Origin of the sequence: Synechococcus sp. BDU 130192 (genome assembly GCF_963876085.1) — a bacterium.
Taxonomy (GTDB): Bacteria; Cyanobacteriota; Cyanobacteriia; order Cyanobacteriales; family MRBY01; genus MRBY01.
The window spans coordinates 38627-60679 of record NZ_CAWNNO010000009.1 but is presented as its reverse complement, the minus strand read 5'-3'; the positions used below and the strand labels follow the sequence as shown (position 1 = coordinate 60679).

At 49.5% G+C, this 22053-nt stretch carries 20 protein-coding genes; 14 read left to right on the top strand and 6 right to left on the bottom strand.

Going from position 1 to position 22053, the window contains the following annotated elements; all coding sequences use genetic code 11:
• Positions 1-6: 6 nt before the first annotated feature.
• Entirely contained in the window at positions 7-1140 is a 1134-nt protein-coding gene (locus tag AACT35_RS03710) for an esterase-like activity of phytase family protein (protein ID WP_099238864.1), read from the top strand.
• Here AACT35_RS03710 and AACT35_RS03705 read toward each other — a convergent pair.
• Together AACT35_RS03705 and AACT35_RS03700 are read right to left on the bottom strand one after the other, a co-directional pair.
• Positions 1086-1859: an HAD family hydrolase gene (locus AACT35_RS03705; RefSeq protein ID WP_012307563.1), complete on the bottom strand. Its 774-nt coding sequence runs from the start codon at positions 1857-1859 to the stop codon at positions 1086-1088. The two genes, AACT35_RS03710 and AACT35_RS03705, sit on opposite strands and share 55 nt — an antisense overlap.
• 113 nt (positions 1860-1972) lie before the next feature.
• On the bottom strand, positions 1973-3289 hold the full coding sequence (locus tag AACT35_RS03700; protein WP_099238862.1) for a sensor histidine kinase: 1317 nt from the start codon (positions 3287-3289) through the stop codon (positions 1973-1975).
• 279 nt (positions 3290-3568) lie between these two features.
• Between AACT35_RS03700 and AACT35_RS03695 the strand changes: the two genes are divergently transcribed.
• On the top strand, positions 3569-3898 hold the full coding sequence (locus tag AACT35_RS03695) for a DUF3155 domain-containing protein (protein WP_099238858.1): 330 nt from the start codon (positions 3569-3571) through the stop codon (positions 3896-3898).
• Positions 3899-4066: 168 nt separating this feature from the next.
• Here AACT35_RS03695 and AACT35_RS03690 read toward each other — a convergent pair whose 3' ends face one another.
• Positions 4067-4606, bottom strand: coding sequence for a cofactor assembly of complex C subunit B (locus AACT35_RS03690; RefSeq protein WP_232308889.1), 540 nt, complete (start codon positions 4604-4606; stop codon positions 4067-4069).
• Between the two features lie 84 nt (positions 4607-4690).
• Between AACT35_RS03690 and AACT35_RS03685 the strand changes: the two genes are divergently transcribed.
• The gene (locus tag AACT35_RS03685; RefSeq protein ID WP_030006454.1) at positions 4691-5401 is read left to right on the top strand and encodes a response regulator transcription factor; all 711 of its coding nucleotides are present in this window, start codon (positions 4691-4693) and stop codon (positions 5399-5401) included.
• 36 nt (positions 5402-5437) lie between these two features.
• Complete coding sequence (gene queG / locus AACT35_RS03680) at positions 5438-6382, top strand: tRNA epoxyqueuosine(34) reductase QueG (protein ID WP_099238854.1); 945 nt, start codon at positions 5438-5440, stop codon at positions 6380-6382.
• Positions 6383-6457: 75 nt separating this feature from the next.
• On the opposite strand, the gene tsf is transcribed toward queG, so the two are convergent.
• Together tsf and rpsB are read right to left on the bottom strand one after the other, a co-directional pair.
• Positions 6458-7114, bottom strand: a complete 657-nt coding sequence (tsf, locus tag AACT35_RS03675; protein WP_012307568.1) for a translation elongation factor Ts — start codon at positions 7112-7114, stop codon at positions 6458-6460.
• A 49-nt stretch (positions 7115-7163) separates the two neighbouring features.
• Positions 7164-7934, bottom strand: coding sequence for a 30S ribosomal protein S2 (rpsB, locus tag AACT35_RS03670; protein ID WP_012307569.1), 771 nt, complete (start codon positions 7932-7934; stop codon positions 7164-7166).
• 157 nt (positions 7935-8091) lie between these two features.
• On the opposite strand from rpsB, the gene AACT35_RS03665 reads away from it, so the two are divergent.
• The 6 genes from AACT35_RS03665 to AACT35_RS03640 all read left to right on the top strand — a co-directional run bounded on the left by AACT35_RS03665 (position 8092) and on the right by AACT35_RS03640 (position 17345).
• Positions 8092-8337: a hypothetical protein gene (locus AACT35_RS03665; protein ID WP_099238852.1), complete on the top strand. Its 246-nt coding sequence runs from the start codon at positions 8092-8094 to the stop codon at positions 8335-8337.
• 217 nt (positions 8338-8554) lie between these two features.
• Positions 8555-10774, top strand: a complete 2220-nt coding sequence (psaA, locus tag AACT35_RS03660) for a photosystem I core protein PsaA (RefSeq protein WP_099238850.1) — start codon at positions 8555-8557, stop codon at positions 10772-10774.
• A 174-nt stretch (positions 10775-10948) separates the two neighbouring features.
• Positions 10949-13150, top strand: a complete 2202-nt coding sequence (psaB, locus tag AACT35_RS03655) for a photosystem I core protein PsaB (protein WP_012307572.1) — start codon at positions 10949-10951, stop codon at positions 13148-13150.
• A 195-nt stretch (positions 13151-13345) separates the two neighbouring features.
• Positions 13346-15547: an amino acid permease gene (locus tag AACT35_RS03650; protein ID WP_045441614.1), complete on the top strand. Its 2202-nt coding sequence runs from the start codon at positions 13346-13348 to the stop codon at positions 15545-15547.
• A gap of 131 nt (positions 15548-15678) precedes the next feature.
• Positions 15679-16800, top strand: coding sequence for an AI-2E family transporter (locus AACT35_RS03645; RefSeq protein ID WP_065710989.1), 1122 nt, complete (start codon positions 15679-15681; stop codon positions 16798-16800).
• Positions 16801-17066: 266 nt separating this feature from the next.
• Positions 17067-17345, top strand: a complete 279-nt coding sequence (locus AACT35_RS03640) for an HU family DNA-binding protein (RefSeq protein WP_012307575.1) — start codon at positions 17067-17069, stop codon at positions 17343-17345.
• 108 nt (positions 17346-17453) lie between these two features.
• Here the strand turns inward: AACT35_RS03640 and AACT35_RS03635 are convergent, their stop codons facing one another.
• Positions 17454-18569 carry a DegT/DnrJ/EryC1/StrS family aminotransferase gene (locus AACT35_RS03635; protein ID WP_099238848.1) on the bottom strand — a complete coding sequence of 372 codons (1116 nt, stop codon included), beginning with the start codon at positions 18567-18569 and terminating at the stop codon, positions 17454-17456.
• An 85-nt stretch (positions 18570-18654) separates the two neighbouring features.
• Between AACT35_RS03635 and AACT35_RS03630 the strand changes: the two genes are divergently transcribed.
• From AACT35_RS03630 to AACT35_RS03615, 4 genes are all read left to right on the top strand, one after another.
• Positions 18655-19425 (top strand): ABC transporter permease, encoded by a 771-nt coding sequence (locus tag AACT35_RS03630; RefSeq protein WP_030006459.1) that lies wholly within the window; start codon positions 18655-18657, stop codon positions 19423-19425.
• 75 nt (positions 19426-19500) lie between these two features.
• Positions 19501-20466, top strand: a complete 966-nt coding sequence (gene nadA, locus AACT35_RS03625; protein ID WP_065710991.1) for a quinolinate synthase NadA — start codon at positions 19501-19503, stop codon at positions 20464-20466.
• A gap of 258 nt (positions 20467-20724) precedes the next feature.
• Positions 20725-21279 (top strand): late competence development ComFB family protein, encoded by a 555-nt coding sequence (locus tag AACT35_RS03620; RefSeq protein WP_030006461.1) that lies wholly within the window; start codon positions 20725-20727, stop codon positions 21277-21279.
• Between the two features lie 100 nt (positions 21280-21379).
• Positions 21380-22036 carry a sigma-70 family RNA polymerase sigma factor gene (locus AACT35_RS03615; protein WP_012307580.1) on the top strand — a complete coding sequence of 219 codons (657 nt, stop codon included), beginning with the start codon at positions 21380-21382 and terminating at the stop codon, positions 22034-22036.
• Positions 22037-22053: the final 17 nt, after the last annotated feature.

Sequence of the window (22053 nt, the reverse complement as noted above, 5' to 3'; positions counted from 1 at the left end):
TTATGGATCAAGTTTTGTCTGATTGGCAGCTTACTGATCGGTTGTACCCCCGTTGTCCCCCCGGCAGAAAGCAATCCCCGCACCTTTGCCCCCCTGAGCGTAGAATTCCTAGACGAATATTGGTTACCCAAAACAGAGTTTCAAGGGACAACGGTCGGCGGCCTATCGGCTCTCTATTACGATGCCCAGACCGGTGATTATTATGCCCTGAGTGATGACCGCTCCCAGTTTGCTCCGGCCCGCTTTTATACCTTCGATCTGACAATCGATGAAACCGGAGCCATTCCCCAAATCCAGCAGCTCAACCTCAAGGGCATGACGCCTTTAACCACCCCTGATGGCGAAACTTTTGCCCCGGGGAGCCTTGACCCAGAAGGATTGGTGCTCTCGCCCCGCAATACATTATTTATTTCCAGCGAGGGAGATACCGACGCTGCCATTGACCCGTTTGTAAAAGAATTTGACCGCGGAGGGCGCGAATTAACGTCCCTCAGAATTCCCCAACGTTTTCTAACAGGCGATCGCCAGCGGGGTGTGCGCAATAATCTAGGCTTTGAGGCTTTGGCCATTTCTGCCCCTTCCCAAGCCGCCGTTGATCCCTTTCGGATTTTTGTCGCTCCAGAATCATCCCTTCATCAAGACACGCGTTCTGATAATGTGGGTGCGCCCATTCGTCTACTGCATTACGTCATCAATCCCATCGGCGAGCCTGTGTTAATCGCCGAACACCTCTATCCTTTAGAACCTGCGCCCCAAGGGACGTTTTCTAATGGCCTTGTGGAAATGATTGCCCTCCCCCAGGAAGGTTATTTTCTCAGCCTGGAGCGCAGCTATGGCCTTGGGGGGGTTGGTGCGAAACTGTTCCAGGTGACCATTGGTAATGCCACCGACACCGCCCGCATCGAATCCCTCGCCGGAAATCCAGAGACCGTTGTGCCCATGCAGAAAACCTTATTGCTTGATCTGCGACAGTTGGGGATTGGTCTCGATAACCTAGAAGGTATGACCCTAGGGCCACGGCTTGCCGATGGCAGCCAAAGTTTACTGTTGATCAGCGATGATAATTTCAGTACCGATCAGGTAAATCAACTTTTGCTTTTTCGCTTGAGTAATTCGGCAGCTAAAGTCACATCAAAATAAGGCCAAGTGCCGACTTCTCCGGCCAATACTGTAAAGGGTTGATCGGGTTCCCCTAGATCACTGAGTACCAGGTCAGCCCCCGTAAAATCTTGGTTAGCGGTGTAGTTATTCACTGTGACGACGGTGGTGAGGCCCGCATCCCGTGATGAAAGCCAGCCATTACCAGAATCTTCAAAGGCGACACATTGATCGGCCCGGAGATTCATTTTTTCGAGGGCATAGAAAAAGATATCGGGGGCCGGTTTTTTCTGGGGTACCATGTCGCCAGCGGCAATAACCTCAAACCAATCCATGGCATCGGGGGCGAGGGAATGGGTCAATAGGGCGGTGACATTGGCTGGGGTAGTGGTGGTGGCGATCGCCAAACGAATGCCTTGATCCCGTGCTTCTTGAATCAGTCGTCTGACGCCGGGGCGTAGTGGTAAAACTTCATTGGCCAGTAAATCGCAGTAATGCTGGGTTTTGCGGGCGTGAAGATCCTTGATAAAAGCAGTCAGATCACCGACCGATGGCATTTGTGGCTGCCAAGATTCAATGTAAAAGCGAATTCTTTCTTTACCCCCCGTCACCTTCAGGAGCTGACCGTAAAGATCTACCGACCAATCCCAGGGCAAACCGACATCCGCAAAGGCGCGGTTAAAAGCAACGCGGTGGGCATCCTTTTCTGTATTGGCCAGGGTGCCATCCACATCAAAAATCAGGGCTTCTAGTTGTCCCATGTAAAACCTCAACTATTTTTATCGTCCCCACTGTACTGGGAAATTGTCTGCAATACCGAAAAGTTGCTTAATGCAAAAACAGCATTCTAAATCTCAAAAATTAAATAATCAAATCAATTGCCTTGGGGAAGCTCAGCAGAGGTAACTTGATGAGGATTTGACGCGACTTTAAGCCACAACATAAAAGTGCTACCGGGGAGAGCTTCGGTATGGGGTAAGCCAATGGTTGGGCTATATACTTCAATGTCCCCGGCCATTTTTCCCACAAGATCAGCGGCGATCGCCAACCCCAGCCCAGTACCTTCAATGGTGCTTTCCGCCTGCACTCCCCGGTAATGCCGTTCAAAGACATGGGGCAAATCCGCCGGGGGGATGCCGTAGCCCGTATCGTGGACGGCAATGGTCAGTTCCTGGGCCTGGGCTTCTACCTGCAAGAACACTTGTCCCCCGGACGGAGTATATTTCAGGGCATTTTCTAAAAGATTATTCAAAACTTCCATCAGGGCTGTGTGATTCCCTAAAACCCAAGGAGACGGTTCTGGCAGCACGTAATTTAAGGTGATTCCCCGCTCGGTGGCGATCGCCCCCAGGGAAGCGACGAGGGGAAGTACCACTTCTGCTACGGGTAACGGCTCTACGGAGAGGGAACGGTCTGGGGCAAAACTCGGTTCACCATTGGGCGGTAAAGCTAAACTTGGCCCTCCCTCCAACTGGGGAATTTGAGCCGTTAAGAGATCCACCTCTTCACTAAATTGGGTGAGCAATCCTTTCAGGCGATCGCTTTCCCGGACAATGCCTTCGGCGACCGGATAATTTTTCTCCGTCGGCAGTAACCGCTTCAACAACAACTTACCGAAGGTACTAATCGCCATCGTTGGATTACGAAGCTGGTGTAGCAGATCATGGAAATGCTCTTGTTCTAGGGCCTGGAGATGTTGCTGTTGGGTGAGCCGCTCCGTGGCCCAACTCTTTTGCTGATCCAACACACAGGCCAGCACTAAACCTTCGGCGATCAATTCAATCTGGGTCACCTCTGGCGATCGCCAACCCCGATCCCGGCGTCCCGTCGCTAAAATTCCCAAAATTAAATCACCATGCCACAGGGGAAATGCTCGAGCCGGTTCCCCCAACAAACCCACAAGATCATCCGGCAAAGCAGCCGCTTCCTCACCCATCGAGACATCAAGCCATTCCTCTTGATCCGGAACCATCGTTGCCATCTCCGTTGACCCCTGCCTCCCCGCCGCCAGCAAACGATCGGGAAAGGCACTAATGGGTTGGAGCGTAATTTCTTGATTCTCTTGATCTGGCTGGGCCAAATAAACAATCCCCCACTCTGCCCCAACGCCTTGGGCTAACAATTGCAACTGCCCTTGGCACAGGGACAAATACTCTGGGCTAACTGGCAACAGTTGCGGTAATGTCGTCATGAATTTCATCCTCCCAAGCCGCAATCCCTAGGGGATATTTCCCAGGAAACCTTGATAAATCAGGGGTTTTGACAAAAAACTTAATTCTTTTTTCACTTTTGGATTGATCGCCTACCTTCATTGGATTGTAGTAGATTTCTTAATACAAAAAATCCAACCCATCGCGAAAACCAGTCAATTTTCACTTGATTTTTTTCAATGGAGCCGATATACTTTGCTCGACATTCTGTAACTCCTGTTACAGCTGTTCTAAAAAAGTAAAGAAGAGGAGGTACTGGGTTGGCAAGAAAGCGTAAACGCAAGAGTCGGCGTCGGCAAGAAGGAAGAAAAATTTTAGAGATTGTCCCACAATATAATATCGAAAGCGGTGATGACAAACCCGTGACTGCAGCCCGCAAGCATATCGCTGCGAATGGGATTATGCCCCCAGCAGTCGTTGTAGTTAAGCGTAATGAGCATACCACTGATCGGTACTTTTGGGCAGAAAAAGGATTATTTGGTGCCCAATATGTAGAGGAGAATCACTTTTTATTCCCCAGTCTACGGGTGCTTTGTAGCAACGCCGATGAAGAAGCATCTGAAAAAGCGACTGTTTCTAGCAAAGCTTAAAGTTCCTTCAAAAATATATCACTTAACCTAACGTTTAGGTGATCTCTAATCCCCTTCTATCAATTTCAATACTCCCTAGTCCCACCCATTTTCGGGTCGGGGCTATTTTTGTCGCGTTTTTGCCATGGTTTTAATGGATAGCTTAATTGGTTTTGTTGGGGACATTTCCTAAGCTTCATGGAGCTGGTAAGGCATCACCTGACGCAGTTGGATCAACTCATCCCGGTGGGCGGTCACCGTAATTAATTGGGTGGGAGTCTCAGTAATCGGTGTTTGTGTGGTGATCTGTAAAATAACTTTTTCTACCTTCCCTGCCTTACGCCAGTAAAAGAGACCTGCCAAGGGAGCCAGGAGACAAATACCAAGGAAAGCAAAGCCAATATTGGGATAGAGCAGTGCTAAGACCAGGGCAATACAAACTAAACCGAGGGCTGCTAATAGGCTTAAAAAAACAGCAATAAAGCCACTGGGAGGAACAAAGCCTTCATAGGTGACAATGTTATTGACACCATCAACGGTGGTAATCCGATAGGCTCGCTGTTCGAAGTAGGTTTGGAGACGCTCAAAGATGGATTCTTCAGGCTCTTTTGCCAATAGCTCTACTTGTTCGGTGCGATCTTTGATGGAAGCGCGAATGAAGAAAAACAGACCGACCATCAAGAGCAATGTAAGGAGGAGGGTCGAGGTGATTACGGATTGTTCTAACACGATTTTTACAAGGAGGGCTTGAAGATTCACTGCATATAAATGTATATCGATCATGCTATATTTTGGAAAGTCTCCGGGAAAACCATGAAAAAAATTCGGGTTGTTCTAATTGAAGATCATGATTTAACGCGCATCGGGCTAAGAACTTCTCTACAACAATGTGCGGACATTGAACTTTTAGCAGAGGCGGCCAATGGAGCGGATGGATTGCGTTTGTTAGAAGAGATTCATCCTGATTTAGCGATTGTGGATATTGGTTTGCCTGAGCTTGATGGGATTGAGTTGACCCGGATTTTGAAACAAGAAAAGCTCAAGGATCAGTCCCACGAGGCGCAAACAAAGGTTTTGATTTTGACGTTGCAGGATGATGATGCGGCTGTTTTAGCGGCCTTTGCGGCAGGGGCTGATTCCTATTGTATGAAGGATATTACGTTTGATCACTTGGTAGAGGCGGTCAAAACGACAGACTCAGGCAACAGTTGGATTGATCCGGCGATCGCCCGTATTGTCCTCAATCAAGTGCAAGGGGGAGAATCCCTTTCTGGCTCTACAGTTACGATTCAAGCGACTTCCCCAGAAGATCAACAACTCCTAGAAAGCTGTCCCCTAACGGATCGAGAATTGGAAGTACTCCAATTGATTGTTGATGGTTGCAGCAACTCCGAAATTGCCGAGCATTTATTTATCACCGTGGGTACCGTTAAAACCCATGTCCGCAATATTCTCAATAAGCTTTGTGCCGATGACCGTACCCAGGCTGCTGTGCGTGCCCTTCGTTCTGGTCTGGTCGGTTAAAAAGCGCCTTGGCGGAGATTCATCAAATTATTCAAAATGTCGCAGTTGCAAACAGATAGGACTGTCCGAGTCAAAAATTATGCTTTAAGTTTAGGATTTCATTTGGTGGGCATTGCCGATGCTACCGTGGACAATGCTCACAATCAACAGCAGTTACAGGCTTGGTTGGCGGCAGGGTATCAAGCGGAAATGGTCTGGATGACTAACCCGAAACGCCAGGATATCCAAGCCTGTTTACCAGGGGTGCAGTCGGTCATTTGTGTGGCCCTCAACTATTACACACCCCATGCCCATTCTGAGGCACCAGGCGTAGGCAAGATTTCCCGGTACGGCTGGGGCCGAGATTACCATCGTGTCTTAGGCAAACGTCTAAAAGCTTTCTGCCAGTGGCTCACCAAAGAATTTCCGGAGGAACACCACCGTTTCTATGTGGATACCGGGCCTGTCCAGGATAAGGTTTGGGCAGAACGAGCTGGCCTCGGTTGGATTGCCAAAAATAGCAATGTCATTACCAGAGAGTACGGTAGTTGGGTCTTTTTGGGGGAGGTCCTCACCACTTTAGCTTTGACGCCGGATCAGCCCCATACAAAGCATTGTGGTACTTGTACCCGTTGTATCGAGGCTTGTCCAACCGGGGCGATCGCCGCTCCCTTTACCGTTGATGCGAACCGTTGCATCGCCTATCACACCATCGAAAATCGAGCCGAACAACTGCCCCCTCACATTGCCCCACACCTACAAAATTGGGTGGCAGGTTGTGATATCTGTCAGGATGTCTGCCCCTGGAACCAGCGCTTTGCCCAACCCACCAATATTGAAGATTTTCAGCCTTACCCCAAACATCGTGCGCCAAAGTTAGCCGAACTTGCCACCTTATCCGAAACAGAATGGGATCAAAGACTCACAGGATCGGCGCTGCGGCGTATTAAACCAGCCATGTGGCGACGCAATGCCCAGGCAAACCTTGACCATCAACCATAGAAAAAACCTCCCCCATAACATGGAGAAGGCGGGACAATATTTAAGCACACACAATCAAATCAGAAATTAGAGTTCCTATTGACCCATTTGCGCAGCGACTTCTGCGGCGAAGTCTTCTTCTTTTTTCTCAATGCCTTCGCCCAGGACGAACCGTTGGAAACGACGAATTTGGATATTTTCACCAATGGTGGCGATCGACTGCTTCACAAGCTCTTCAACCGTCATATTCTGATCACGAATGTAAGGCTGATCCATCAAAGAAAGCTCTTTTAGGCGCTTAGCAATGCGGCCTTCAACAATCTTTTCTTTGATATTATCGGGTTTACCGGCCAGGTCATCGCGACCCATTTCAATTTCGCGCTCTTTGTCGGCAATTTCAGTCGGAATGTCATCGACTTTCACATACTGAACATTAGGACAAGCAGCGATTTGCATCGCAATCCCTTTGGCCAGATCTTTGAAGATATCACCACGGGCAACGAAATCCGTTTCGCAGTTCACTTCTACGAGAACACCAATGCCACCACCGGTGTGAATATAGCTTTCGATCAGTCCTTCGGCTGCTACCCGACCTGCTTTTTTCTCAGCAGAGGTAATCCCTTTCTGACGGAGCCACTCAATCGCTTTAGTGATGTCCCCATTGGTTTCACCAAGCGCTTTTTTGCAATCCATCATCCCTGCGCCAGTTTTATCGCGCAGTTCCTTGACAAGCTTTGCAGAAATTTGTGCCATGTTGCTGTTCACCAAAAAATTATCAGGTCAATTCAAGAAGATATTACGCTTATTCAGACTCAGATGCATCGGTCTCATCGGCGTACTCATCGATTGCTTCATCGAAGTCTCCGTAGTCACCGTTATCATCAACGGGCTGACCGTGGCGACCGGCATAAATTGCATCGGCCAATTTACCCACAATCAATTTAATAGAACGAATTGCATCGTCGTTGGCCGGAATTGGCAAGTCAACGGTTTGGGGATCGCAGTTGGTATCTAGGAGAGAAACGATGGGAATCCCTAATTTTTGGCATTCTTGGATGGCATTGTGCTCCCGACGTTGGTCAATGATCACCACAATGTCAGGGATTTTGCGCATATTCTTAATGCCGCCGAGGTATTTTTGCAGCTTGTCCAGTTCGCGACGAAGCATGGAGGCTTCTTTTTTCGGACGGCGAGCAAGGTTACCGCTTTCTTCGAGGGCTTCTAATTCTTTGAGGCGCTCAACACGGGTTTTAATAGTTTCCCAGTTGGTGAGCATTCCCCCCAGCCAACGCTGGTTGATGTAGAAAGCGCCACAGCGTTTTGCTTCTTGGGCAATGATGCCAGCGGCCTGACGTTTGGTGCCGACAAAAAGGACGTGCTTACCGTTTTCGGAAGCTTCCTTCATGTAGGTGTAGGCTTGTTCAACGAGTTGCGCAGTTTGAACCAGGTCAATGATGTGGACACCGTTACGGGATGTGTAGATGTAAGGTGCCATTCTGGGGTTCCAGCGACGAGTTTGGTGCCCAAAGTGGACACCAGATTCTAGTAGCTCAGCGAGAGATACAACGGGCATATTCTGTTTACTCCTTTTCGGGTTAAACCTTCATCTGGGGACATTTCATCTGTGCGAAACACCCGAAAGAATCCCAGATGTGCGAGTTTTAAACAACCTTATCAGGGTAGCATAGCTCCGCATTTGAGGGGAGAGGTCTACGGAGAACAGGCTTGGGATGCGTGACAAAAACGACTTAAGGCGATCGCCAACAACCATTATTTCACTTAACCTTGGTGTTCATATTGGGCATTCCATAAAAAACGAAGGAACCCCCTTGGAATCATGGCCGTCGTTCCTGGGGGCGATCGCCAGAGAACTTCCCATAATGAAAGGTAACGTTACATTGCTTTTTGTTACAAAAAACCGTTTGCGTTTTCAGTTTTTCGGCGGAATTCAATTGATTTCAGCCATTGTGCCGTAATGATTTCAGGGAGTTTTAAATATTGTTAATGTCCCCCAACATCCTTGGAAAGTAGGCCCTATCATTTACATCAATGCTTTTTGCCCAATGGGTTTTAGAGCAGTCCTAAATCACTGGAAACCTTGCAAGCTGGTGATTCGCTCACAGCTTATCTATTTGAATACATCTATTTAGATAGAACCTTTATTACGTCGATTGTCTAGAGAGGAGAATCCTCATGGCAGTAAAGGTTGATAAGGATCCGGTACCAACTTCCTTTGAGAAGTGGGGCAAACCGGGTCACTTTGACCGAACTCTGGCACGGGGTCCAAAAACCACCACCTGGATTTGGAACCTCCATGCTGATGCACATGATTTCGATAGCCAAACAAGTGATCTCGAAGATATTTCGCGCAAAATCTTTAGCGCCCACTTCGGTCACCTTGCTGTAGTCTTTGTTTGGCTCAGCGGCATGTACTTCCATGGCGCAAAATTTTCTAACTATGAAGCTTGGTTAAATAACCCCACTGTTATTAAGCCAAGTGCACAAGTGGTTTGGCCCGTTGTGGGTCAAGGCATTCTGAACGGAGACGTCGGTGGCGGCTTCAGCGGTATTCAAATTACCTCTGGTCTGTTTTACCTCTGGCGTGCTGCTGGTTTTACCAACTCTTATCAGCTCTATGTGACTGCCATTGGCGGTCTTGTTATGGCAGCCCTAATGGTGTTTGCCGGTTGGTTCCACTACCACAAAGCAGCTCCAAAACTGGAATGGTTCCAGAATGCTGAAGCCATGATGAATCACCACCTATCCGTATTGTTAGGTTGTGGTTCTTTGGGCTGGACTGGCCACTTGATCCACGTTTCTTTACCGGTAAACAAGCTCCTAGATTCTGGTGTGGCTGCAAAGGATATTCCTTTACCCCACGAGTTCTTTGATGCTTCGGTAATGGCGGAACTGTATCCCAGCTTTGCCCAGGGTCTGAAGCCTTTCTTCACTTTAGATTGGGCTGCATACTCTGATTTCTTAACCTTCAAGGGTGGCTTGAATCCCACTACTGGTAGCCTCTGGCTTTCCGATGTGGCTCACCACCATTTGGCGATCGCTGTTCTCTTCATCATCGCAGGTCATATGTACCGGACTGGTTTCGGTATTGGCCACAGCATGAAAGAGATCCTCGAAGCCCACAAAGGCCCTTTCACTGGCGAAGGTCACAAAGGTCTTTACGAAATTCTAACCACCTCTTGGCACGCTCAATTGGCGGTTAACCTCGCGCTGCTTGGTTCTTTAACCATTATCATCGCGCACCACATGTACTCCATGCCTCCCTATCCTTACATGGCAACAGATTACGGCACTCAGCTGTCTCTGTTCACTCACCACACTTGGATTGGCGGCTTCCTCATTGTTGGTGCTGGTGCCCACGGCGCAATTTTCATGGTTCGCGATTACGACCCCGCTAAGAACGTTAACAACCTCTTAGATCGCGTAATTCGTCACCGTGACGCGATTATTTCTCACCTCAACTGGGTTTGTATTTTCCTTGGCTTCCACAGCTTTGGTCTCTACATTCACAATGACACCATGCGTGCGTTGGGTCGTCCCCAAGATATGTTCTCTGATTCTGCGATTCAGTTGCAGCCTATCTTCGCGCAGTGGATTCAAAACATCCATACCCTTGCTCCCGGTGGCACCGCTCCCAATGCGATCGCCTCTGCGAGTCAAGTTTTCGGCGGTGATGTAGTGGCAATCGGTAACAAAGTTGCCCTAATGCCCATCACCCTCGGTACTGCTGACTTCATGGTTCACCATATCCATGCGTTTACCATCCACGTCACTGTACTTATTCTGCTGAAGGGTCTTCTCTATTCCCGCAGCTCCCGTCTCGTACCCGATAAGGGTCAACTGGGATTCCGCTTCCCCTGTGACGGTCCTGGTCGTGGTGGTACTTGCCAAGTTTCTGGTTGGGACCATGTCTTCCTTGGCCTGTTCTGGATGTACAACTCCCTCTCCATCGTAATTTTCCACTTTAGCTGGAAGATGCAATCCGATGTTTGGGGCACAATCCTCCCAGACGGTAGCGTATCCCACGTCACTGGTGGTAACTTTGCCACAAGCGCAATTACCATTAACGGCTGGCTCCGTGACTTCCTCTGGGCACAGTCTTCTCAGGTGATCAACTCCTACGGTTCTGCACTGTCGGCTTACGGCATCATGTTCCTGGCGGGTCACTTTGTGTTTGCCTTCAGTCTCATGTTCCTCTTCAGTGGACGTGGCTATTGGCAAGAACTCATCGAGTCCATCGTTTGGGCACACAATAAGCTCAAGTTGGCTCCTGCGATTCAACCCCGTGCTTTGAGCATCGTTCAAGGTCGTGCGGTTGGTGTTGCTCACTATCTCCTCGGTGGGATCGTGACAACCTGGGCCTTCTTCCTAGCGAGAAGCTTGTCCATCGGTTAACTCTGAAATGGTTTACCGATCGCCAATTTCAGGGGGAGTTGTAAGAGTTGTATTTCACTCGATTCACCTTCCCTCCCAATTGGCTCCTAGTATCTTTCCCTGCGGGAAAATACAGAGGTTACATTTGACGACCTCACCCTCATTTGTTTAACGAGGAGAACCTCAAGCATAGTTATGGCAACTAAATTTCCAAAATTTAGCCAAGACCTTGCTCAAGATCCCACTACACGTCGGATTTGGTACGGAATCGCTACAGCACATGATTTCGAGACCCACGACGGGATGACTGAGGAGAATCTTTACCAAAAGATCTTTGCTTCCCACTTCGGTCACCTCGCAATCATCTTCCTGTGGACTTCCGGCACCCTCTTCCACGTTGCTTGGCAAGGCAATTTCGAGCAGTGGATCAAAGATCCCCTGAATGTCCGTCCCATCGCCCATGCGATCTGGGATCCCCACTTTGGTCAAGGTGCAATTGATGCCTTTACCCAAGCGGGCGCTTCTAACCCTGTAAACATTGCATATTCTGGGGTTTACCATTGGTTCTACACCATTGGGATGACCACCAATGCTGACCTCTACCAAGGCGCAGTATTCCTTCTGATCCTCTCTTCTCTGTTTTTGTTCGCAGGCTGGCTGCACTTGCAACCCAAGTTCCGTCCTAGTCTTGCGTGGTTCAAGGATGCTGAATCTCGCCTCAACCACCACCTAGCTGGTTTGTTTGGTGTCAGTTCTTTGGCTTGGACAGGTCACCTCGTACACGTTGCAATTCCTGAGTCTCGCGGTGTTCATGTTGGCTGGGATAACTTCCTTTCTGTGAAGCCTCACCCCGCTGGTTTGATGCCCTTCTTCACTGGAAACTGGGGTGTGTATGCGCAAAATCCTGATACTGCGGGTCATGTGTTTGGCACATCTCAAGGTGCAGGTACTGCAATTCTGACCTTCCTTGGTGGTTTCCACCCCCAAACTGAGTCTCTCTGGTTGACTGACATTGCTCATCACCACTTGGCGATCGCCGTGCTGTTTATCATCGCGGGTCACATGTATCGCACCAAGTTCGGGATTGGTCACAGCATCAAAGAGATCCTCAATGCCCACCAGCCCCCCAGCGGTAAGCTTGGTGCCGGCCACAAAGGTCTTTACGATACCGTTAACAACTCCCTCCACTTCCAGTTGGGTCTGGCGCTTGCATCCTTGGGTGTAATCACCTCCTTGGTTGCACAGCACATGTACTCTCTGCCTTCCTACGCGTTCATCGCCAAGGATTACACTACCCAGGCAGCCCTATACACCCACCACCAGTACATCGCTGGTTTCTTGATGGTCGGTGCGTTTGCCCACGGTGCGATCTTCTTCGTCCGTGACTACGATCCCGAAGCGAACAAAGACAACGTTCTCTATCGCATGCTGGAGCACAAGGAAGCCCTGATCTCCCACCTCAGCTGGGTATCTCTCTTCCTCGGTTTCCACACCCTCGGACTCTATGTCCACAACGATGTAGTGGTTGCCTTCGGTACGCCCGAAAAGCAAATCCTCATCGAACCCGTCTTTGCTCAGTTTGTCCAAGCGGCTTCTGGTAAAGCACTCTACGGCTTTGATGTGCTTCTTTCCAACGCTGATAGCATCGCTTCCAATGCAAGTGCGGCTTATCTTCCCGGCTGGTTAGATGCCATCAACAGCGGTTCTAACTCTCTCTTCCTCAACATTGGTCCTGGTGACTTCCTCGTTCACCATGCGATCGCCCTCGGTCTCCACACCACCACTCTCATTCTTGTGAAAGGTGCGTTGGATGCCCGTGGTTCTAAGCTGATGCCCGATAAGAAAGACTTCGGCTACAGCTTCCCCTGTGATGGCCCCGGTCGTGGCGGTACTTGTGATATCTCCGCTTGGGATGCCTTCTACCTCGCAATGTTCTGGATGCTGAACACCCTGGGCTGGTTGACCTTCTACTGGCACTGGAAGCACCTCGGCATTTGGCAAGGTAACGTTGCTCAGTTCAACGAAAACTCCACCTACCTGATGGGCTGGTTCCGTGACTACCTCTGGGCGAACTCCGCACAGTTGATCAACGGCTACAACCCCTACGGTGTAAACAATCTCTCCGTCTGGGCTTGGATGTTCCTCTTCGGACACCTTGTTTGGGCAACTGGTTTCATGTTCCTCATCTCTTGGCGTGGTTACTGGCAAGAGCTGATCGAAACCATCGTTTGGGCCCACGAGCGCACTCCCCTGGCGAACATTGTTCGTTGGAAGGACAAGCCCGTTGCGCTCTCCATCGTTCAGGCTCGTTTGGTTGGTTTAGCCCACTTCACGGTGGGTTACGTCCTCACCTACGCGGCCTTCCTGATTGCTTCGACGTCAGGTAAGTTTGGTTAATTAAGTTCTTCTGAAAATTAACCTGCTAAAATCTCACCCCTTGTCTTTTAGGCAGGGGGTTTTCGCTTTGCGATGAAAAAAACCCTAGGACAATGGGCCAAATATCCTAGAAAAGGCGGAAATAGTTTGTTTCTGCACAAAGGAAGGAAAAAATAACGCTATGCTGGACACAAACTTGGCAAGCTTAGAATTTTTATGGCGAGTGAGAAAAAATCTGGGTTAGGAATGTTTGGGGGGGTCTACACCCCTTCTATTTTGACCATCCTTGGGGTAATCATGTACCTCCGGTTTGGTTGGGTTGTGGGTAATGCAGGATTGTTAGGCTCCCTCGCCATCGTCACCCTCGCTAATGCAATTACTTTTTTAACGGCCCTTTCGATCTGTGCGATCGCCACGGATAAGGTGGTTCGTGTGGGGGGCGCTTACTACATGATTAGTCGCTCTTTGGGACTAGAAACTGGAGGGGCGGTGGGAATCCCGTTGTATTTCGCCCAGGCTTTTTCGGTGGCCCTCTACACCATTGGTTTCGCAGAGAGTGTTGTCCAAGTTTTTGGCGGCTTAAATCAGCTTTATGTGGCTTTGATTGTGACGATTTTGGTGGGAGTTTTAGCCCTTACGTCCGCCAGCATTGCCATTAAAGCCCAATACTTCATTATGGCGGCGATCGCCCTTTCTCTTGTTTCCCTGGTGCTGGGTCGCCCCTTGCCCGAAGCTGGAGATATTCTCCTGTGGGGTTCTAGCGCTGAGGTGACAGTCCCCTTTTGGACAGTTTTCGCAGTATTTTTTCCGGCAGTTACGGGGATTATGTCTGGCGTAAATATGTCCGGTGATCTCAAGGATCCGATTAAAGCAATTCCCATTGGTACTCTGGCTGCCGTGGGTACTGGTTATGTGATCTATATGCTCATTCCGTTGCTGTTGGCCCAACGGGGAGATACAGCCAGCCTCATTGAGGATCCCCTGGTGATGCAACGCTTGTCTGTTTGGGGGCCAGCGATTTTATTGGGGGTCTGGGGCGCAACGCTCAGTAGCGCAATTGGAAGCATCCTCGGTGCCCCTAGGGTTTTACAAGCCCTCGCCCGGGATGGCGTGTTGCCGCCATGGTTAGGTTTTCTGGGATCTGGTAGTGGGTCGGAGGATGAGCCGCGTATTGGCACCATTGTCACTTTGGGGGTGGCGATCGCCGCTGTTTGTATTGGTGATCTCAACATTATTGCGCCGGTGTTGACGATGTTTTTCTTGACCACCTATCTCGTCCTCAATATTTCCGCCGGTATTGAAACTCTCCTCCAAAGTCCTTCCTTCCGACCGACCTTCCGGGTGCACTGGGCGCTTTCTCTGTTGGGGGCTGTGGGCTGCCTTGGGGTGATGTTTTTAATCAATGCGATCGCCACGGTCGTTGCCGCTTTGATCGTGACGATCATTTACTTCTGGCTACAGCGGCGGGAACTCCAAGTCACCTGGGGAGATGTTCGGCGTGGTTTGTGGATGGCCCTGATTAGTAAAGCGATTTATCAAGTGGCGGGAGCTGAAGATAGCAAAAACTGGCGGCCTCACCTCCTGGTGCTTTCTGGGGCACCCCGAAAACGTTGGTCTTTAATCGAGTTAGCAGATGGTTTTAGTCACAATCGGGCCTTGATGACGGTGGCCACAGTGCTCCCCGAAGGTTCCCGTGACCCTGGCCAACAGGTGAAAATGGAAACCACAATCCGCGATTATTTGGCCAAACGGGGTGTAAAAGCCTTGGTGCGCCTCAGTACCGCCGATGATCCCTTTGTTGGCGCCTTAAATTTAATTGAAACCTATGGCCTAGGAGATTTAACCCCCAACACGGTTTTGCTGGGCAGTACAGAATCACCTGAACGATTTGCCGCCTACTGTCATCTTTTGCAGCAGGTTCACATTGCCCAACGCAATATTATTATCTTCCATGAAAATCCAGAGCGGGTTTTTGGTCGTAAAAAACGGATTGATATCTGGTGGGGCGGGGTTCAGAGCAATGGCGGCTTAATGTTGATGCTGGCTTATTTGCTCCGTACCGATATCCGGTGGCGCAGTGCCCAGATTTACCTCAAGCTGGTGGTACAGGATGCCACAGCCGCCCAGGCCGCCCGTTTAAACCTAGAGTCCCTGATTAGTAGTGCCCGCATCAAAGCAGAACCGATGGTTATTATCGCTGGCGATCGCTCCTTTGAAGATATCCTGTACCAATCCTCTGCGAGTGCAGATCTTGTTTTCCTTGGCATGGCCCGCCCCCACGAGCCTGCCGATTTCCAGGACTATTACAAAAGCCTTTCCCAACGGGCCCAGAACTTACCAAGCACCGTGTTTGTTCTCGCCGCTCCAGATTTTGCCTTTGCAGAAGTGGTGGGCGCTCCCCGAAAAGTGGGCACTTAAATCTCTAAAAATAATTTCTTGGCTAGTTGCGTATTAACGACGTATTCTCAAAAGAAAAATAGCTTTTGTGTGACATTCAAGCAACTTTGCCCCGACAATGGGAACAATTCTGACCAATAGCAAAATTCAGTATGTCTGAGCGGAAAATTACAGTATCTTTTTCAACGCTGCTGTTGATTGTCGGGGCAGTGCTATTGCTATTTTTACTCTGGCAATTACGTAGTCTGCTGGTTGTGCTCATGATTGCCGTCGTCATTGCAGCGACCCTTGCACCAGTGATTACCATCGCTGAATCTTTCCGGGTGCCCCGCTGGCTGGCAGTGATCGGTGTGTACCTCGGCTTGATCTCAATTCTCACGGGGGTAGTTTTACTCATTGGCCCCACGGTAGTTGATCAAATTCAAAAGTTGATCCGGAAGCTACCCCTGTATTTAGAAATTGTTGGGGTTTTGGTTCAATCCTGGGCCGTGCGCTTGGGCATGACAGAGCCACAAGTTTTAGAACAATTGAACCGTCTTTTTGATTTGCAAGCGTTGACAGCCTGGGCCTTCCGTTCTTCCCAAGAGCTGCTGATTCGTTCCTACGGCATTACGCGGGGGGTCATTGGGGGCATTTTAAGCTTGATTCTGGCGTTTATGCTCTCTGGTTATATGCTGTCTGGTTCTGACAAATTAATTAAAGGCTTTGTCAGTCTTTTTCCGGCTCCCTGGGATGAACAACTTCTGGAACAGGTGCAGCCCATGAGCGAGCGGATGGGAAGTTATATTCAAGGTCGGATCGTGGTTTCGGGGATTCTCGGCATTGTCATCACCATTGGCCTAAGGCTGCTGGGGATTTCAGAATTAGCCCTCGGTTTGGGGGTGATCGCGGCGGTGACAAATTTAATTCCGTTTTTTGGGCCTGTGCTAGGTGCTGTGCCGGCTTTGATTGTGGCGATCGCCCAGGGAGGATGGACATTTTTATCCGTCCTACTGCTTTTTACCTTGATCCAAAACCTCGAAACCTATGTATTAGATCCGTTATTAGTCGGTTCTTCGGTCAAAGTGAACCCGCTTTATCAGTTGCTGGCGGTTTTAGGAGGGGCCCAGGTGCTGGGAATTTTAGGCGCGGTGATTGTGCCACCCTGGGTTGCGGGAGCCGCTGTACTGCTCGATAATCTTTACCTCAAAACAAAACCATTACCCGTGTCCCTCACCTCAACGGCGACTCCGTCCCTGTCCGACAGCCATAAATCTGAGAAAAATCAAGTCTAGATAGCAATTATTTTGGCGTTCTCTGACAAATTTGCTCTCCCTTGTTCTGTTTTTAAAGTTTTGAAACGGAAAAATTGTTGAAATCTATGTAAATTAATGCTTTCAGCGATCCATATTGAGCAAAGAACGCTTAGAATAATGCAGGAAAACCTTGCAACAAGATAAGTTTGACCCGCAACAGTGCAAAATATCTCTTCTGGGATTCTTGTTTTGCCTGGTTTTTTTACCTATACTTCTCACAATATCTAAAATTCAGGAGATTTTTAATGAATAAAGGCGAATTAGTCGATTTAGTCGCTGAGAAAGCTGGTATCAGCAAAAAGCAGGCAGATTCTGTGATTAGTGCCACCGTAGAGGCAATCATGGAAACCGTTGCCAATGGTGACAAAGTAACCCTCGTCGGTTTTGGCTCCTTTGAACCCCGCCACCGCAAAGCGAGAGAAGGTCGCAACCCTAAGACCAACGAAAAAATGCAAATTCCAGCAACCACAGTGCCCGCATTTTCTGCTGGTAAACAGTTTAAGGAAATGGTTGCCCCTAAATAGAAGTTGGCTTTGGTCGGACAAACTAAAAATGTGTACGGAGGCTTAGATGGTCACAACGTTGACTCTCTGGGCTTTTTTATTTTTTGACTGTTCAGTATTATCGCGTTGTTAAGCCGCCAATAAACGCTTGAGGGTCGTGGCCACTTGTTCTTGTTCTGGGATGCTGAGGTCGGGGAACATAGGCAAAGACAGCACCTGGTGAGAACATTGCTCAGCAATGGGAAATGCTCCGGATTGATAGCCAAAGGTTGCAAATACGGGCTGGAGATGTAGGGGTTTGGGATAGTACACCATCGCAATGATGCCTTCGGTCTGTAGCTGGCTACGGAGGGTATCGCGATCGCCGGCTTGAACGAGGATCGTGTATTGGTTCCAGACATGGGTCCCACCAGGGGTTGCTTGGGGGAGTTGAATGCCTTCGATCCCAGCCAGCAATTCATGGTAACGGTGGGCGATCGCCTGACGTTGTTGATTCCAAAGGTCGAGGTGACGCAATTTAACGGCGAGAATCGTGGCTTGCACCGCATCTAACCGACTATTTACCCCCAGCACTTCATGTTGATAGCGGACTTTGGAACCATGTTCCCGGAGCATTTTGATCTGCCCATGGAGATCAGGATTGTTGGTCGTCACAGCACCACCATCGCCACAACCGCCTAAATTTTTCGTCGGAAAAAAGCTAAAACAGCCAGCATCTCCCCAGGCTCCCACTTGGCGATCGCCCCATTTTGCTCCCGTGGCCTGGGCACAATCTTCAACGATAAACAGGCTATGTTTTTGGGCAATTTCCCCAAGACGGGTCATATCCACAGGTTGTCCAAAGAGATGGACGGGGATCACGGCCTTGGTACGGGAAGTAATGGCCGCTTCTAGTTGATCGAGGTCGAGGTTGAAGGTTGCGGCGGTAATATCAACAAAGACAGGGGTTGCGCCACACATGGCAATGGCTTCTGCGGTGGCGATAAAAGTAAAAGTAGAGGTGATCACTTCATCGCCAACGCCAATTCCAAGGGCTTTTAGGGCAAGATAAAGGGCATCGGTGCCGGAGTTGCAGCCGATGGCAGAGTTAACTTGGTGATAAGCGGCAAAATGTTTTTCAAATTCGCTTACTGCTGTCCCCCCGATGTAACGACCGGAACTGAGCACTTCCAAGACGGCGGCATTGGTTTCATCGGCAATGGTTGCGTACTGGCGCCCTAGATCAACGGGAGGAATTTGGCTCATGGGTGACGGTGATTTTTTGGGTAGGAATTCGCATAAAAGCGTAAATATAAATGTTATAGGTTATGGGAGTGAAAAAAAAAAGCGCATGGGTGAATTTATTGCCTTAGATCCGGGAGATTTGGGCTGGGCGTTGGGACTAATTGCCTTGGCGATCGCCCTGGCCCGGTGGCAAAAGTTGGGGCTAGAGGGACAGCTTTTACTCGCAACGGGACGGACAATTTTGCAATTGCTGGTGGTGGGCTATGCCCTGGAAATGGTCTTTGCCTTGGCGCACCCATTGGCGGTATTAGGGATTGTTTTGGTGATGTTGACCATTGCGGCGATCGCCGCGAAAAATCGGATTAATGATCGGGTTAAATTGCCGTTGATCTGGGGATCAATTTTTATCAGTTTCAGTGTGCCGTTGGCGTATACCCTACTGGTGATTGTGCAGCCGGAAACTTGGTATGACCCCCAGTATTTGATTCCGTTGGCAGGGATGGTCTTGGGGAACGCGATGAATAGTGCTTCCCTGGCGGGAGAACGGCTCAGCAGTCGGATTAAAACCAGTCGTTTGGAAATCGAAACCCAGCTTTGTCTCGGTGCAACCCCCAAACAGGCGATCGCCAGCTACCGTACCGAAGCGATCCGCGCCAGCCTAATCCCGACGATCAATTCTATGATGGTAGTAGGTTTAGTGAGTTTGCCGGGGATGTTTACGGGGCAAGTCTTATCGGGCATTGATCCGCTTAATGCTGCCTCCTATCAAATTTTGATTCTCTTTTTGATTGTGACCATTAACCTCATCTGTACTTCCCTGGTGACTGAGGGCCTTTATCGGCAATTTTTTAACCCCACTGCCCAGCTCACCCTCTAAGTTTTGCTCCTTGCCAATCCTTGCTAGACTGAATTTCCATATTTGCCGCGATCCATCTCTCACGGAAAAACGACCATGTTTGCTGCTGCCGCTGCCCGCCCGACAACACCCGCCATTCCCCAAGACCTCTTTGGGGCGATCGCCGATCTCAAACAAGACCTCAACGCCATCATCCTCGCCCACTACTATCAAGAAAACGATATCCAAGACATTGCCGACTACATTGGTGATTCCTTAGGTTTAGCCCGCCAAGCCGCCGAAACCGATGCCGAAGTGATTGTTTTCGCTGGGGTACATTTCATGGCAGAAACCGCAAAAATCCTCAACCCCAATAAACTTGTGCTTCTGCCCGATCTCGATGCCGGTTGTTCCCTCGCCGACAGTTGCCCCCCCGCCGAATTTGCCCAATTTAAAGCCAAGCACCCAGACCACATCGTCATCTCCTATATCAACTGCACCGCCGAGATCAAGGCGATGAGCGATATTATCTGCACCAGCTCCAACGCCGTCAAAATCGTCAACCAAATTCCCGCCGACCAACCGATCATCTTTGCCCCCGATAAAAACCTCGGTCGTTACGTGAGTGAACAAACCGGACGGGATCTCCTCCTCTGGCAGGGCAGTTGCATTGTCCACGAAACCTTTTCCGAAAAACGTATCATCGAACTCAAACTCGAACATCCCGACGCGGAGGTGCTCGCTCACCCTGAATGCGAAACTCCTGTGTTAAACCATGCTGACTTTATCGGCTCCACGACCGCCCTACTAAAACGCTCCCAAGAGAGTGCCAGCCAGACTTTCATTGTCGCCACCGAACCGGGCATCATCCATCAAATGGAAAAGGCCAGCCCCAGTAAAACTTTTATCCCGGCCCCTTCTACCAGTAACTGTGCCTGCAATGAATGCCCCCATATGCGCCTTAACACCCTAGAAAAACTTTATTTGGCCATGAAACATAAAGCCCCGGAAATCACTCTTAGCCCCGACATTGCGACGGCTGCCTTGAAACCGATTCAGAAAATGCTAGAGATGAGTGTCTAGAACAAAGGCGTTAGTCGCGGCAAAATAGACGGTAGCAAATTGACAAAAATCCTTTAGAGTAAATTACATTCCCTATTTGGGAAGTAAAACATTTGTAAATCTGTGTAAGTCAAGCAAAAAGATTGCCCATTCCCTTGCTATAAATTGGAATGATAGTAATGGGATGTACTTTCTTAGAGAATCGTGGTTTTTCCCCGATTTTTACGCAAAGATAGTGAAGTGATTGGCCCCCTTGTCCCGGAATTTTCCAAGAAACCTATGAGTATTGATCAAATTGTTGAACAAGCCCTAAAAGACGGCTATCTCACCCCGAGCATGGAAGCGGAAGTTGGACGCATTTGCGATATGTCCTCTGAGCTTTCCATTGAGGAATATATGGCGCTAGATCGCCTGATGGGGGCTTTGCTCACGGGGGAAGTGATTGCTGTCCCCCGGAAACAATTCATCAATGTTATGGAGGAGCTAGTTATTAGCCGCTCCATTGCCCGGGTCGCTGAGATCGAGGCGAGTAGCACCCAAAGTTTGGATGTAGGGGATATTGCGGCCTATGCCCTAAACCGTTTGCCACCGCTCTACGCAACGACGGAAGAGGGAGCGAACTATCAGCGTCAAAAGGCCCGTGAGGAATTGCAGGGTTTAATTAATGAACAGGTGGATGCAGCCCTGTCTCGCTATCTAGACCGACCGGACTTTTTCCCTGAGCGCCAGGCGATCGCCTCTCCGAACCAAGACAAGAGCATGTTAGCCCAGGTTAGTAAGCTCCTGGAAGGCTATGCACCGGGCTTTGAACAGGAAGAGAATGTGTTTTCCTAGGACTGGGGGCTGACACTTAGAGCTAGGGGCTGGAACTTTTTTCTGGGCCGTAGGGTCTTTGCAAGAAGAAGTCCCGTTATGAGTTCTTTGTGAAGAGAGCATGAACCGATCCCTTTCTATCCCCATTCCTTCCCAGCAGGGAGTCGTTCCCAAAAGTGGTGTGTCTCCGGAAAAACTCTCTAACTATGATTTAATTCTCCGTTGCCAGGCGGGTAGTAAGCCTGAGCGGGCTGCTTTCGTGGAATTATTAAAACGTTACCAGTCCCATGTGGATCGACTCCTCTACCACCTCGCTCCGGATTGGCAGGATCGGTCTGATTTATCCCAGGAAGTTTGGATTCGGGTTTATCGCAATCTTCAGCGTTTGAATGATCCCCAAAAATTTAAGGGTTGGCTGAGTCGAATTATTACAAACCTCTTCTATGACGAGCTACGCAAACGTAAACGGGTTCGTCGTCCCCTCTCGTTGGACAATCCGTTTCAGACCCAGGATGGAGAAGTGGCTTGGGATGTGGCTTCTGATGATCCCAGCCCCGATGATGATCTGGCAACCCAGGAATTTTACGAACACTTACGGGAGGCGATCGCCGAACTACCAGAAGTCTTTCGCACAACAATCGTGCTGCGGGAAATTGAAGGGCTCGCCTACGAAGAAATTGCGGAAATCACCGGGGTTTCTCTCGGCACCGTCAAGTCAAGGATCGCCCGGGCCCGGGCCAAGTTACAGGAAATGCTCCAGCCCTATTTGGCGGACTAGATAATGAAAGCTTTTCT

Coding starts and splice junctions, on each gene's coding strand:
- AACT35_RS03705 (WP_012307563.1), bottom strand. CDS start 1,859: ATGGGACAACTAGAAGCCCTGATTTTTGATGTGGATGGCACCCTGGCC.
- AACT35_RS03700 (WP_099238862.1), bottom strand. CDS start 3,289: ATGACGACATTACCGCAACTGTTGCCAGTTAGCCCAGAGTATTTGTCC.
- AACT35_RS03685 (WP_030006454.1), top strand. CDS start 4,691: ATGAAAAAAATTCGGGTTGTTCTAATTGAAGATCATGATTTAACGCGC.
- queG (WP_099238854.1), top strand. CDS start 5,438: ATGTCGCAGTTGCAAACAGATAGGACTGTCCGAGTCAAAAATTATGCT.
- tsf (WP_012307568.1), bottom strand. CDS start 7,114: ATGGCACAAATTTCTGCAAAGCTTGTCAAGGAACTGCGCGATAAAACT.
- rpsB (WP_012307569.1), bottom strand. CDS start 7,934: ATGCCCGTTGTATCTCTCGCTGAGCTACTAGAATCTGGTGTCCACTTT.
- AACT35_RS03665 (WP_099238852.1), top strand. CDS start 8,092: ATGCGTGACAAAAACGACTTAAGGCGATCGCCAACAACCATTATTTCA.
- psaA (WP_099238850.1), top strand. CDS start 8,555: ATGGCAGTAAAGGTTGATAAGGATCCGGTACCAACTTCCTTTGAGAAG.
- psaB (WP_012307572.1), top strand. CDS start 10,949: ATGGCAACTAAATTTCCAAAATTTAGCCAAGACCTTGCTCAAGATCCC.
- AACT35_RS03650 (WP_045441614.1), top strand. CDS start 13,346: ATGGCGAGTGAGAAAAAATCTGGGTTAGGAATGTTTGGGGGGGTCTAC.
- AACT35_RS03645 (WP_065710989.1), top strand. CDS start 15,679: ATGTCTGAGCGGAAAATTACAGTATCTTTTTCAACGCTGCTGTTGATT.
- AACT35_RS03640 (WP_012307575.1), top strand. CDS start 17,067: ATGAATAAAGGCGAATTAGTCGATTTAGTCGCTGAGAAAGCTGGTATC.
- AACT35_RS03635 (WP_099238848.1), bottom strand. CDS start 18,569: ATGAGCCAAATTCCTCCCGTTGATCTAGGGCGCCAGTACGCAACCATT.
- AACT35_RS03630 (WP_030006459.1), top strand. CDS start 18,655: ATGGGTGAATTTATTGCCTTAGATCCGGGAGATTTGGGCTGGGCGTTG.
- nadA (WP_065710991.1), top strand. CDS start 19,501: ATGTTTGCTGCTGCCGCTGCCCGCCCGACAACACCCGCCATTCCCCAA.
- AACT35_RS03620 (WP_030006461.1), top strand. CDS start 20,725: ATGAGTATTGATCAAATTGTTGAACAAGCCCTAAAAGACGGCTATCTC.
- AACT35_RS03615 (WP_012307580.1), top strand. CDS start 21,380: ATGAACCGATCCCTTTCTATCCCCATTCCTTCCCAGCAGGGAGTCGTT.